The organism is Streptomyces niphimycinicus (assembly GCF_018883605.1).
Taxonomy (GTDB): domain Bacteria; phylum Actinomycetota; class Actinomycetes; order Streptomycetales; family Streptomycetaceae; genus Streptomyces; species Streptomyces niphimycinicus.
In genome coordinates this window covers 1-12,374 of sequence record NZ_JAHLEM010000014.1, presented here as the reverse complement: position 1 = coordinate 12,374, position 12,374 = coordinate 1, and the positions used below count along the sequence as shown (strand labels likewise).

The 12,374-nt window shown below is 71.4% G+C and carries 12 protein-coding genes and 1 pseudogene; 6 read left to right on the top strand and 7 right to left on the bottom strand.

Features of this window, described 5'->3' with window-relative positions; genetic code table 11:
- From KN815_RS01770 to KN815_RS01760, 3 genes and pseudogenes are all read right to left on the bottom strand, one after another.
- Positions 1-195: pseudogene (locus KN815_RS01770) on the bottom strand (hypothetical protein); the annotation flags it as partial.
- Between the two features lie 84 nt (positions 196-279).
- The gene (locus KN815_RS01765) at positions 280-678 is read right to left on the bottom strand and encodes a DUF427 domain-containing protein (RefSeq protein ID WP_216339478.1); all 399 of its coding nucleotides are present in this window, start codon (positions 676-678) and stop codon (positions 280-282) included.
- 133 nt (positions 679-811) lie between these two features.
- The gene (locus KN815_RS01760; RefSeq protein WP_253208685.1) at positions 812-1,387 is read right to left on the bottom strand and encodes a MarR family winged helix-turn-helix transcriptional regulator; all 576 of its coding nucleotides are present in this window, start codon (positions 1,385-1,387) and stop codon (positions 812-814) included.
- 128 nt (positions 1,388-1,515) lie between these two features.
- Here KN815_RS01760 and KN815_RS01755 point away from each other — a divergent pair, with 128 nt between their 5' ends.
- Positions 1,516-3,993 carry an MFS transporter gene (locus KN815_RS01755; RefSeq protein WP_216339475.1) on the top strand — a complete coding sequence of 826 codons (2,478 nt, stop codon included), beginning with the start codon at positions 1,516-1,518 and terminating at the stop codon, positions 3,991-3,993.
- A 321-nt stretch (positions 3,994-4,314) separates the two neighbouring features.
- On the opposite strand, the gene KN815_RS01750 is transcribed toward KN815_RS01755, so the two are convergent.
- Entirely contained in the window at positions 4,315-4,551 is a 237-nt protein-coding gene (locus KN815_RS01750) for a hypothetical protein (protein WP_014054887.1), read from the bottom strand.
- 42 nt (positions 4,552-4,593) lie between these two features.
- Entirely contained in the window at positions 4,594-5,880 is a 1,287-nt protein-coding gene (locus KN815_RS01745; protein WP_216339472.1) for an MFS transporter, read from the bottom strand.
- 204 nt (positions 5,881-6,084) lie between these two features.
- Between KN815_RS01745 and KN815_RS01740 the strand changes: the two genes are divergently transcribed.
- Positions 6,085-6,990, top strand: coding sequence for a LysR family transcriptional regulator (locus KN815_RS01740; protein ID WP_216339470.1), 906 nt, complete (start codon positions 6,085-6,087; stop codon positions 6,988-6,990).
- Positions 6,991-7,031: 41 nt separating this feature from the next.
- Here KN815_RS01740 and KN815_RS01735 read toward each other — a convergent pair whose 3' ends face one another.
- Positions 7,032-7,544 (bottom strand): GNAT family N-acetyltransferase, encoded by a 513-nt coding sequence (locus KN815_RS01735; protein ID WP_216339468.1) that lies wholly within the window; start codon positions 7,542-7,544, stop codon positions 7,032-7,034.
- A 253-nt stretch (positions 7,545-7,797) separates the two neighbouring features.
- Positions 7,798-8,907, bottom strand: coding sequence for a ferritin-like domain-containing protein (locus KN815_RS01730; RefSeq protein ID WP_216339466.1), 1,110 nt, complete (start codon positions 8,905-8,907; stop codon positions 7,798-7,800).
- Between the two features lie 192 nt (positions 8,908-9,099).
- Between KN815_RS01730 and KN815_RS01725 the strand changes: the two genes are divergently transcribed.
- The 4 genes from KN815_RS01725 to KN815_RS01710 form a co-directional block, all read left to right on the top strand.
- Positions 9,100-10,029 (top strand): AurF N-oxygenase family protein, encoded by a 930-nt coding sequence (locus KN815_RS01725; protein WP_093464646.1) that lies wholly within the window; start codon positions 9,100-9,102, stop codon positions 10,027-10,029.
- Between the two features lie 229 nt (positions 10,030-10,258).
- Positions 10,259-11,086 carry a TetR/AcrR family transcriptional regulator gene (locus tag KN815_RS01720; protein ID WP_253208684.1) on the top strand — a complete coding sequence of 276 codons (828 nt, stop codon included), beginning with the start codon at positions 10,259-10,261 and terminating at the stop codon, positions 11,084-11,086.
- Positions 11,087-11,203: 117 nt separating this feature from the next.
- Positions 11,204-11,470: a DUF8847 domain-containing protein gene (locus KN815_RS01715; RefSeq protein WP_216339464.1), complete on the top strand. Its 267-nt coding sequence runs from the start codon at positions 11,204-11,206 to the stop codon at positions 11,468-11,470.
- A 127-nt stretch (positions 11,471-11,597) separates the two neighbouring features.
- Positions 11,598-12,374: coiled-coil domain-containing protein (locus KN815_RS01710; protein ID WP_372458226.1), on the top strand; the 777-nt coding region annotated here is incomplete at its 3' end.

Sequence of the window (12,374 nt, the reverse complement as noted above, 5' to 3'; positions counted from 1 at the left end):
GAGGGACGTTTCCAGTGGGGGGAGCTCCGAGTGGCGGAAGGTTTCCAGGAGGGTGCGGTAGCGCTCCTGGTCCTCGCGGTAGTAGTCCTCGTCCTCGGTCGTGAGGGGCGGGCGGGGGCGGTCGGGTGGGCGGCGGAGGGCCTCCCGGTCGAACAGCTCCTTCTCACCCAGCCACGAGTACGCGTGGATGTGCACGCGTCAGGGGTTCCCTCCGGGAGGGTCCCGGAAGGCCCCTGATGGGGTGATGCCTGGTGTGGCGCCCCCTTCGGCTCCGGGTGGTTACTCCGAAATCTCGATCTTCGCCACCTCGTCGTAGAACGACAGATGGTCCTTGATCTCCGCCACCTTCTCGATCGGCTGCGGGTACGCCCACACCACGTCCGGCCGGGGCTCCGCCTCGTCGCCGGCCGGGCCGCGGTAGGTCCAGTACGCGGCCTCGCCCTTGAAGGGGCAGGTGGTGTGGGAGTCGGTCGGCTGGAAGAGGGTCAGGTCCACGTCCTCCGGGGGGAGGTAGTAGCGGACCGGGAGTCCCGTCTCGTGGACGAGCAGGGGGCGGGTCGACTCCGCGACGACGCGGCCGTCGATCGTGACGGTGACGTGCTGGGAGCCGTGCTCCACGTCCACGCGGTGTCCGCCGCTGGTGCCGGTGGTCTTGGGGTGGGAAGCGGGGGTGGGCATTTCGTCCTGGCCTCCTCGGTATGGTCTTGTCTGCCTCGCATGGTCTTGTCTGCGGGAACGTCCTCGGCGCCGCTGTCATTCCGGAGGCGTTACGCGTGGTTCCGGAGGGCCTTACGCGTCGTTCCGGAGGGCCTTACGCCTCGCCCGGCTCGCGGGGCCAGGCGCGGCCGCCCTCCTGGCGTTCCACCTCGCGGTTGAAGCGGGTGAGGACGTCCTCCAGGCGGGCCACTTCCTCGGCGGGCCACGACTCCAGCAGCCGGGACAGGTCGGTCTGCCGGCAGGTCCGTTCCGCCGCCATGCGGTCTGCGCCCTGCGGGGTGACGCGGAGCTTGCGGGCCAGGCCGCCGTCGGGGTCCGGGATGCGTTCTACGAGACCGGCCCGGAGCAGGGCGCCGGTCTGGCGGTTGACGGTCGAGACGTCGAGCTGGAACGCGTCGGCCAACTGGCCGATGGACATCGCGCCCTCGGCGTCGAGGCGGGAGAGGAGCAGATAGCCGGAGCGGTCCAGGCGGGTGGGGCCGGCGCAGGGCTCGTGCTCGTCGGTGCGGCGATCGGGGTGGGGTTCCTCGGGGGCCCGGCCGGTGTTCGGTTGCGCCGGGGGCTCCGGCCCGTCCGTCGTCTGGCCCTTCCGTTCGCGCGGCGTCAGGACTGAACATCTGGCCACCAGCATGAGCTCGCGCTCCAGCCGCTCCAGCCGCCGATCCAGCACGATTCCTCCTCGCCTCCCCCGCGCCCCTCAATGGAAGTGTGCACGATACACGTCATGTGTAGGATGCACATCTCTCATCGTTCCACTTTTCGCGCATCTCTCGAAATCTCTTTGGAGGCGGCATTCGCATGCCCCAGTCAGCCCCACCTCGCGTCGCGGATCCTCTGAGCGCCGCGCCCTCCGGCACGCCGCTCCCGCGGGAGGTCGGCGGTGGCTTCGTGGCGGTGCTCGCGTTCTGCGGTATCGCCGTGTCCGTCATGCAGACGCTGGTCGTTCCGCTGGTCACCGAGCTGCCCCAGTTGCTGCACACCACCAGTTCCAACGCGTCCTGGGTGGTCACCGCCACCCTGCTCGCCGGCGCCGTCTCCACCCCGGTCATGGGCCGGCTCGGGGACATGTTCGGCAAGCGCCGGATGCTGATGGTCGCGTTGGCGCTGATGGTCATCGGCTCGCTGACCTGCGCCGTCACCTCCGAACTGGTGGTGATGGTGATCGGCCGGGCCATCCAGGGCGGGGCCATGGGGGCCATTCCGCTCGGCATCAGCATCATGCGCGACGAGCTGCCGCCGCAGAAGCTGGGCTCGGCGATGGCTCTGATGAGCTCGTCGCTGGGCATCGGCGGTGCGCTGGGGCTGCCCGCCGCCGCGTTCGTGGCGCAGCACACCAGTTGGCATGTGCTGTTCTACGGGGCCGCGGGGCTGGGCGTGATATCGATCGCCCTGGTGCTCTCCGTCATCCCGGAGTCCTCGGTCCGTACCCCCAGCCGCTTCGACGTCATCGGCGCGCTCGGGCTGACGGCCGGACTCGTCTGTCTGCTGCTCCCCATCACCAAGGGCGGTGACTGGGGCTGGACGAGCGGCACCACGCTCGGGCTGTTCGGCGCGGCCGTGGTGATCCTGCTGCTGTGGGGCGTCTTCGAGCTGCGCACCGCCGAACCGCTGGTCGATCTGCGGACCACGGCACGGCGTCAGGTGCTGCTGACCAACCTCACCTCGATCATGGTCGGCTTCTCGTTCTACGCGATGTCGCTGATCCTTCCGCAGCTCCTACAGCTCCCGAAGGCCACCGGTTACGGCCTGGGCCAGTCGATGGTCATGGCGGGGCTCTACTTCGCCCCGATGGGCGTCGCGATGATGCTGGTCTCGCCGCTGTCCGCGCGGATCAACGCCGCGAAGGGGCCGAAGGTCTCGCTGGTCATCGGGCTGATCGTGATCGGCGCGACGTACGGCGCGGGCCTGGTGATGATGGACTACATCTGGCAGATCGTGGTGCTGTCCACCGCACTCGGCGTCGGCATCGGTATCGCGTACTCGGCGATGCCCACGCTCATCGTCAGCGCCGTTCCGGCCGCCGAGACGGGTGCGGCGAACGGGCTCAACACCCTCATGCGGTCGATCGGCATGTCCACTTCCAGCGCGGTGGTGGGTGTGATCCTGGCGCACCAGACGACCGACTTCGGCGGGGTGGCGCTGCCGAGCAAGGACGGGTTCCAGACGTCGTTCCTGGTGGCGTGTGCGGCCTCGGTCGTCGGCCTGCTGATCGCCCTGTTCCTGCCCGTGCGGCGGCGCGCCGGGGTGGCGGGCTCGGGTCCCGTGGCCACGTCGGCTCCCGCGACCGGGACCGGGACCGCGACGGGCTCCGCCCCGGTGGCCGACTCCGCGCCCGTGGCCGCCCCCGCCCCCGCGCTCGTGGGCGCACCGGCTGCCGTCGCCACCGCTGCTGGCTCTGCTGCCTCGGCCGCCTCTGCTGCCTCGGCCGCCTCTGCTGCCTCGGCTGCCTCGGCTGAGGCAAAGGTCGGGGATGTCGCCTACGCGGCGGCGGACGGGCCCGCCCTCACCGGCAGCGTCATCCACGGCCGGGTCCTCGGCCCCGGCGGCACTCCGCTCGCCGATGCCGCCATTACCCTCATCGACACCGGCGGCCGTCAGCTCGGCCGTACGGTCACCGGCCGCGACGGCCGGTACCGCGTGCCCGCCCCGGACACCGCGAGCGTCGTCCTCATCGGCTCGGCCACCGGGTACCAGCCGCAGGCCGCCACCCTGCTGGTGACCGACCTGCCCGTCGTCTGCGATCTGCGGCTGTCCGGCGGGGGCGGGCTGACCGGGTCCGTACGCGCCGTCGGCGGGGAGCCGCTGGCCGGTGCGACCGCCACGGCCACCGGGCCCGAGGGCGAGGTCGCGGGGTCGGCGACCGCCGACGAGAAGGGCGAGTTCGCGCTGCCGGAGCTGGCCCCGGGGACGTACACGCTGACCCTGGCCGCCGCCGGGCACCGGCTGTACGCCACCCAGGTGGAGCTCGCCGTCGGTGAGCCGGTGCGGGTGGACGCGAAGCTGCCCCCGGCGGCCCGGGTCCGGGGCACCGTACGGGACCGGGGCGGCCGACCGCTCGGGGACACCCGGGTCTCGCTGCTGGACGCGTCCGGCGACGTGGTCGGCCAGGCCATCACCGGTGACGACGGGTCCTTCGGCTTCGAGGCGCTCACCGGCGATCACTACACGGTGGTGGCCAGCGGCTACGCCCCGGCCACCCGGCAGATCACGGTCGGCGGCGCGGCGGGCCCGGAGCGGCGGGATGTGGACTTCCTGCTGGGCCACGGCGAGGAGTGAGACGGCCCCGTCCCGGGCCCTGAGCTTGAGACGGCCCCGCCTCGGGCCCGGAGCCTGAGGCGGGCTCGCCTGGGGCGCGGAGCCTGAGGCGAGCCCGTCGGCTCAAGCGCTGGGCCCGCCGCTCAAGGCTCTACGGCGAGGGCAGGCCGTTGGGCGAGGCAGGCCCGTGGGCGAAGGCAGGCTCGTCAGGCGAGGGCAGGCCCGGGCCGTCCGGCGACGGCAGGCCCATTGGGTCAGCCGCATCCAGCGGTAAGGAGCAGCGCCCGGGGGCGCTGCTCCTTACCATTTCTCCCGCTCATTTCTCCTGCTCATTCGCCCCGCTCATTCCTCCTCCTCGGGGAGGCTCTCCCACGCCTCGCCCTTCCGGTACAGCTCATAGCCCTCCTCGTCCGCGATGGACTCCGCCTGGGCACGGCTGCGCACGGAGATCTCATACGTGTGGCTGTCGACGGTCGCGTGGACGCCCGAGCCGTCGGTGACCGTCTCGATCGCATGCGTCTCGTAGATGACGCGTCCCGGCTCGCATTTGCTCCAGACCACATGCATGCTCACTGCCATCGGACCCACTCCCGCGCAGACGAGTCCCCTGGTTTCAGGGTCTCACCTGATCGCCTGGTCCACATGGCTTGACGTGGCCCCTTGGCCTGACGAGGCCCCCGTCCGGCCGGAAGCGGCGACGGCTCCGCGGCTGCCGAAGAGCGCCATGTTCGCCAGGGCGAGGATCACCAGCGCGCCCCCGAACCACAGCACGCTGGGGACCGCGAGACCATCCGCCGCCCGGCCGCCGAGCAGCGCGCCCAGCGCTATCGCCACGTTGAAGACCCCGACGAACAGCGCCGACGCCGCCTCCCGCGCGTCCGGCGCCGCGTGCAGCACCCAGGTCTGGCAGGTCACCGACACCCCGCCGTACGCCAGGCCCCACACCAGCAGCAGTACGGCGGCCCCGGCCGTCGTGGTACCGGCGACCGGGAGCAGCAGTTCGGCCGCCGCGAGCAGAGTGAAGATGACCATGAGGGTGCGGCGCGGAGCGCGGTGGGCGGCGGTGCCGGCCAGGAAGTTCCCGGCGATGCCCGCCACGCCGTAGGCCAGCAGCAGGGTGCTGATCAGGCTCGTTCCGACCCCGGCGACGTCCTCGAGCACCGGGCGGACGTAGGTGTACGCCCCGAAGTGGCCGGTGACCAGCAGCAGTGTGGTGATGAGGCCGGTCCGCAGCCGGACGTTGCGGAACAGCCCGGGCACCTCGCGCAGCCGCATGGTCCCGGCCGTGGGCAACGGCGGCAGGGTGACGGCCATGGCGGCGACCACGGCCAGCGACAGGGCGGCCATGGCGGCGAACGCGATCCGCCAGTGGACCAGATCGCCGAGGAGCGTCCCGATCGGCACCCCGAGCACCGAGGCCACCGCGATACCGCTGAAGATCAGCGTGGTGGCGTGGCCCGTGGACCGCTCGGGCACCAGCCGCACCGCGAGCCCGCCCGCGATCGACCACACCCCGCCGATGCTCACCCCGACCAGCACCCGGGCGAACAGCAGGACGGCGAAGCCGGGCGCGCATGCGGACAGCAGATTGGCGACGGCCAGCAGCCCCATCAGACCGCACAGCACCGGCCGCCGGTCGAAGCGGCCGACGGTGACGGTGAGCAGCGGGGCGGCGAACGCGGCGACCAGCCCGGGCACGGTCATGGCCAGGCCCGCCGTACCGGCCGAGACGCCGAGCGCGGAGCCGATCGACGTCAGCAGGCCGACCGGCAGCATCTCGGTGGTGACCACCGAGAAGGTGCCGACCGCGACGGCGACGACGGCGAGCCAGGCCCTGAGCGGCGAGCGCACCACCGGAGGTGACCCGGATGTGCCTGCCGGAGCGGTGAGTTCCGTGCTATTGGACATGCCTTTAGCGAACTGCCGTGCCCCTGCGGGAACAACGCCGAAGTTCTCAGACTTCTATGAGCGAGGCTCATCGATGCGAGTCGGCGCGAGTCGGCGCGAATCGATACGAGTCGGCGCGAATCGATACGAGTCGGCGCGAGTCGATGTGCCGCGAGTCCAGGCGAGGCAACGCGCGTCAGCGCGAGCGCGATCCACGGGGAGACCATGGCCGGGTTGGAGATCCGCGAGCTGGAGTGTTTTCTCGCGCTGAGCGAGGAGCTGCACTTCGGACGCGCGGCGGAGCGGTTGTACGTCTCGCAGAGCAGGGTGAGCCAGCTACTGCGGTCCCTGGAGCGCCGGATCGGCGCCCGGCTGCTGGAGCGCACCAGCCGCCGGGCGCGGCTGACCCCGCTCGGCGAGCGGTTTCTGGCCGACCTCCGGCCCGCCTACGAGGCGCTGTACGGGGCCGTCGAAAGCGCCCACCGGGCGGCGCGCGGGGTGGAGGGCGTGCTGCGGATCGGGTTCCAGGGGGCCGCCGATGAACGGGTGACGGCGGCCATCGCAGCCTTCCGGGAACGCCACCCCGGCTGCGAAACGACGACCGTGGAGATCCCGCTGGCCGATCCGTTCGGCGCGGTGCGGGCCGGTGAGGTGGACGCCGCGATCGTCTGCCTGCCGGTCGCCGAGCCCGATCTGGTCCTCGGCCCGGTCTTCTCCAAGCAGCCGCAGACGGTGGTGGTCTCCGCCCGCCATCCGTTCGCGGACCGCGCCCGCGTGGCCGCCGAGGCGCTGGCCGACCTCCCGCTGATCGGCCCGTCCGCCCCCGCGCCGCGCTACTGGCACGACGCGATGGCACCCGCCGCCACCCCCGCTGGGCGCCCGATCCCGCGCGGGCCGCGGGTGCACACGCTCCAGGAGGGGCTGGCGGCGGTCGCGGCGGGACGGGGCGGGATGCTGCTGTGCGCCCCGACGGCGGAGTATCACCGCCGCCGGGACATCACCTTCGTACCGGTCGAAGGGGTGCCGGACTCGATGCTCGGCCTGGTGTGGCGGCGGGCGGACGAGACGGCGCGGATCCGGGCGTTCGGGCGGGCGGTGGAGGAGCTGTACTCGGCGCCGGACCGAGCCTGAGCCGGATCGCCCTCGCTCACCGCCCCACCCCGGCCTCCCCGCTACCCCACATCCCTGCGCATGCACACCCGTGGCCAGCGGTCCAGCCCATGGCCCGCCTCGCAGCGCCGGATCTCCCGGAGGCCGGGGGTCAGCTCGGCCTCGGTCAGGGTCCGGAAGCCGCAGCGTGCGGCGTAGTACGGGGCGTTCCAGGCCACGTCGACGAAGGTGGTCAGGGTGAGCGCGGGGACGCCGTCGTCGGCGGCCCGCCCCGCGATGTGGTCGATCAGGGCCCGGCCCACGCCACGGCGGGCGCTGTCGGGATGGACCGAGATCTGCTCGATATGGACGTTTCCGTCGACGGGGTCGGTGATCAGATACGCCATCGCCCGGTCGGCGTCGTCCACCGCGACCCAGGCCCGTCCGGCCCGCTGGTAGCGGCTCAGCTCCTCCAGGCTCAGGGGCTCGTCATCGGCGACTTCGTCCATCCCGATGTCCCGGAAGCAGAGTCCGGCGGCGCGCTCTATGTCCTGGAGGACGGGGAGTTCTTCACTGGTGCTCGTTCGAATCCGCACCCCACCATCATCCTCCGGAACGCCGGAACAAAGGTGTGCCCCCCACCGCCGTGGAGAGCACCCTTCGGCCGTTCCTTCGTTCCTTCGGATGAAGGCATATGAACACCACCGGACCGAGGGCACCCCAATGACCTCGGCCTTCTCCGCTGGCGATGATCAAGAACTTACCAAGAACGCTGATCCGAGGGGAGGTTGAGAGGGACACAAGATCATCACGCGGCCCCACGTGGCCTCACGCGGGCCCCACGTCGCCTCATGCCCCGGCCGCGCCCTCCGCGATCGCCGCCTCGACCTCGCCCGTACGCGCCGCCTCCTCCGCCGCGAAGCGCCGTTCGTCCAGCCGCTCCGCGAGTTCCTCATCCTGGCTCATCAGCAGGTCGAGGTTGCTGTCGCCCAGCTCCAGCACGCCCATGTCGACATACGCCCGCTGGAGCCGCTCGCCCCACAGCCCGATGTCCTTCACACAGGGGACGATCCGGCTGAACAGCAGCTTGCGGAACATATGCAGGAACGGCGACTGCTCGCAGTACTCCTCGGCCTCGGCCTTCGGGATGCCGAAGTTCTCCAGGACCTCCACCCCGCGCAGCCGGTCGCGCATCAGGTAGCAGCCCTCGATGACGAACTCCTCGCGCTCCCGCAGCTCCGCGTCGCCGAGCTGCCGGTAGTAGTCGCGCAGCGCCATCCGGCCGAAGGCGACGTGGCGGGCCTCGTCCTGCATGACGTAGGCGAGGATCTGCTGGGGCAGCGGCTTGTCGGTGGTGTCGCGGATGAGGCCGAACGCGGCGAGCGCCAGGCCCTCGATGAGCACCTGCATGCCCAGATAGGCCATGTCCCAGCGGGAGTCGCGGAGGGTGTCGCCGAGCAGGGTCCGCAGATCGGTGTTGATGGGGTAGAACGTGCCGAGCTTGTCGTGCAGAAAACGGCTGTAGAGCTCGGCGTGGCGGGCCTCGTCCATGGTCTGGGTGGCGGAGTAGAACTTCGCGTCGAGGTCGGGCGCGGCCTCGACGATCCGGGCCGCGCACACCATCGCGCCCTGTTCGCCGTGGAGGAACTGGCTGAACTGCCAGGCGGCGACGTGATGCCGCAGCTCGCCCTTGTCCCGTTCGGTCATCCGGTCCCAGTGGCGGGTGCCGTAGAGGGCGAGGGACTCATCGGGGGTGCCCAGGGGGTCGTACGGATCCACCTCCAGGCCCCAGTCGATCCGCTTGACCGCGTCCCACTGCTTGTCCTTGCCCTTCTGGTAGAGGGCGAGCAGCCGGGCCCGGTGGTCGTCGTATTCCCAACTGAATCGGGCGGCGCCACCGGCGGGCACCTGCCAGTGGGGGTCCCCGGGATCCATCGCGTAGAGCTCTTGCGTCGACACCGACGCCTCCTTCGCCTCGCTCCCCCGTGAACGGATGCGTACTCGGCAGGCTCACATGACCGTTACTCGTCGGTCAATGAGACCTCTCCAAGGGATTGACGCCCCTTGCTGACACAGAGTCTCATAAGAGATATCCACCGGTAACCCATCCCGCCAGCGTTTGTCCGAGCCACCAGTGAGGTGCCCTCAGCGATGACCACCACGACCGAACCGCCCGCGCTCCGGGACGCGCTCGGGCTGATCAAGGACCGTGAACGGGTCGCGGAGCGACTGCTCGAGTCCTCCGCCAAGCACTCCTTCGACCCCGACACCGAACTCGACTGGGACGCGCCGTTCGAGCCCGGCAAGTGGTTCTGGCCACCGGAGCTGGTCTCGCTCTACGACACCCCCATGTGGCGGCGGATGTCCGAGGAACAGCGGCAACTGCTGGCCCGGCACGAGGCGGCGGCACTCGCCTCGCTGGGCATATGGTTCGAGATCATCCTGATCCAGCTCATGACCCGGCACATCTACGACAAGCCCGCGACCAGCGCCCATGTGCGGTACGCGCTCACCGAGATCGCCGACGAGTGCCGCCACTCCAAGATGTTCGCGCGGCTGATCACCAAGAGCGGCACCCCGGCCTATCCGGTCACCCGGCTCCATCACAATCTGGGCCGGATCTTCAAGGCGATCTCCACCACGCCCGGTTCGTTCACCGCGACCCTCCTCGGCGAGGAGATCCTGGACTGGATGCAGCGGCTGACCTTCCCCGACGAGCGCGTGCAGCCGCTGGTGCGCGGGGTCACCCGGATCCATGTGGTCGAGGAGGCGCGCCATGTGCGGTACGCACGCGAGGAGCTGCGCCGCCAGATGCTGCGGGCGCCGCGCTGGGAGGCGGAGCTGACCCGGATCGGGTCGGGCGAGTTCTCCCGGATCTTCTCGCAGGCGTTCATCAACCCCAAGGTTTACTCGGACGTAGGGCTCGACCGGCGCGCGGCCGTCGCTCAAGTGCAGGCCAGCGCCCATCGCCGTGAGGTGATGCGCAGCGGGGCGAGCAAGCTGACCGAATTCCTCGACGATGTCGGGGTGATGCGGGGTGTGGGCCGCCGACTGTGGAAGAGCTCGGGGCTGCTGGCGTAGGGGGTGCCGGGTGGGTTGTGACGCCTGCGGCGGGCCGCTCCCCTCCCCGCCCCTTCCCGCAACCGGGGCTCTGCCCCAGCCCCCGGGGCCCAGGGGCGCAGCCCCTGGTCGGCCAAGGGGTCATCGGCCGCCGGACCCAAGGGTGCGTTCGTGCCCGACCCGAGGGCCCATCCGGGCCGGACCGAAGGGGGCATCCGCTTCGTCACGATGGCCGGTTACGCTGCCAGGCATGACGACAGGCAGCGGCACCGCTTCGGCGCCCCCGGAGGCGACACCCCCGGCGGAGGCGAGCGCCGCCGCACGCCCTGCGGCGAAAACCCCGGCCACCGCCCGTCCGCCGGCCGCCCGGCGGGGGAGCTACCGCAGGCTGAGCGTCGAGGCGCGGCGGGCCGAACTCCTCACCGCCGCGCTCGGCCTCTTCGCCCATCGCGCGCCCGAGGACGTATCGCTGGACGATGTGGCCCTGGCCGCCGGTGCCTCCCGTCCGCTGGTCTACCGCTACTTCCCCGGCGGTAAGCAGCAGTTGTACGAGGCGGCGCTGCGCAGCGCCGCCGATGAGCTGGAACTGTGCTTCGAGGAGCCCAGGAGCGGTCCGCTCAGCGGTCGGCTGAGCCGGGTGCTGGACCGCTATCTGGCCTTCGTGGACGAGCACGACGCCGGGTTCAGCGCGCTGTTGCAGAGCGGCAGCGTGGTCGAGACCTCGCGGACGAACGCGATCGTCGACGAGGTGCGGCGGGCGGCGGCCGAGGAGATTCTGCTCCATCTGGCGGTCAAGGAGCCCGGTGCGCGGCTGCGGATGATGGTGCGCACCTGGATCACGGCCGTCGAGGCGGCCTCGTTGATCTGGCTGGACGAGGAGAAGCAGCCGCCGGTGGAGGAGCTGCGCGACTGGCTGGTGGACCAGTTCGTGGCGATGCTGACCGCCACCGCGACCACCGATCCGCAGGCGGCCCGGGTGATGCGGGCCGCGCTCATCATGGAGCCCACCGAGGGCCTGGTCGGACGGCTGGCACGCCGTGTTGTGCCCGCGCTGGGCGAGGCGTCGCACCTGCTGTGACGGCGGCGGCCGTGACGGGAACGGTCGGTGACGGCCGTGACGGGGGCGGTCGGTGACGGCCGTGGTGGGCGCGGCCGGTGACGGCCGAGGCGCGGGCGATGCTGTGAGACTGGTGCGGTGAGAAGCGAGGAGACGCCCTTTGTGGGCGGGCCGCTGGACGGCCGGGTGCTGCCGGTACTGGTCGGCCTCACCGGCCAGCCGCCGAAGACCTACGAGGTGCCGGTGGAGAACGAGGCGGGCGCACCGCCGACGGTCCATGTCTACCGCAGGGTTCCGGCCGCCACGTCCAAGCGGCTGGGCCTGGTCCGGAGCTGGGCCTATGAGTACGACCCGGAGGGAAGACCGGGCGGCGGGCTGAAGTGGCCATGGTCCAAGCCGAGCTGACGGCCCGCCGGACGGGTGACCATATTCGCCCGACTCGCCCACAATTCTCCTGAAGATACGAACGTCATGCCACGATCCTGCTGAGCTGGACGCCGAACAGAGGCGTCAGTGAGCCGGAGGTGATCACGTGTCAGGACGGATCGTGGGCTCGGTCTGCGCGGCGGCGATCACGGCGACCGCCGCGCTGGTACCCGCCGTTCCGGCGGCCACGGCGACGGCCGCCCCCTCCCGCCCCGCCGACCGGTCGGTGTCCGAGCTGCTGACGCAGCTCAAGACGCTGTACCGGAAGGCCGAGGAGGCGACGGAGACGTACAACGCGACCGAGGAGAAGCTGCGCAAGCAGCGCACCAGGACCAGGGAGCTCACGGCCGAGCTGGTGCACACCCGTACGGAACTCGCCGACAGCCACGACGACGCGGGACGGCTGGCCCGTCAGCAGTACCAGGGCCACAGCACGCTCTCCTCCTACGCCTTTCTGCTGACCCTGCTCACCCCCCACCCGGAGAGCGCCGCCGACGAGGCGCGTGAGCTGGACCGGGCGGCGGGCCGCGAGGCCGCCCTGATGCGGCGGCTGACCAAGGGTGAGCGGCACGCCGACACCATCGCCACCCGGGCGCGCACCGCGCTGGACAAACAGCTCTCCCTGACCGCGAAGCGGAAGAAACAGCGGGCGAAGGTGGAGAAGAAGCTGCACTCCATCGAGAAGCTGCTCGCCGCGCTCAGCACCCGCCAGATCGCCCAGGTGGCGCAGCGCGAGCGCCGGCAGACCGCGAAGGCACAGCGCAAGCTGCTCGACTCCGGGGCGCTCGGCCCCGCGAACGGCGCCCCGGACGCCCCCGCCACCGGCGGTGGCAGCGGCACCACCCCGGCCCCGGCCCCGGCCCCCGGAGGCGGACAGGCCACC

Coding starts and splice junctions, on each gene's coding strand:
- KN815_RS01765 (WP_216339478.1), bottom strand. CDS start 678: ATGCCCACCCCCGCTTCCCACCCCAAGACCACCGGCACCAGCGGCGGA.
- KN815_RS01755 (WP_216339475.1), top strand. CDS start 1,516: ATGCCCCAGTCAGCCCCACCTCGCGTCGCGGATCCTCTGAGCGCCGCG.
- KN815_RS01750 (WP_014054887.1), bottom strand. CDS start 4,551: ATGGCAGTGAGCATGCATGTGGTCTGGAGCAAATGCGAGCCGGGACGC.
- KN815_RS01745 (WP_216339472.1), bottom strand. CDS start 5,880: ATGTCCAATAGCACGGAACTCACCGCTCCGGCAGGCACATCCGGGTCA.
- KN815_RS01740 (WP_216339470.1), top strand. CDS start 6,085: ATGGCCGGGTTGGAGATCCGCGAGCTGGAGTGTTTTCTCGCGCTGAGC.
- KN815_RS01725 (WP_093464646.1), top strand. CDS start 9,100: ATGACCACCACGACCGAACCGCCCGCGCTCCGGGACGCGCTCGGGCTG.
- KN815_RS01720 (WP_253208684.1), top strand. CDS start 10,259: ATGACGACAGGCAGCGGCACCGCTTCGGCGCCCCCGGAGGCGACACCC.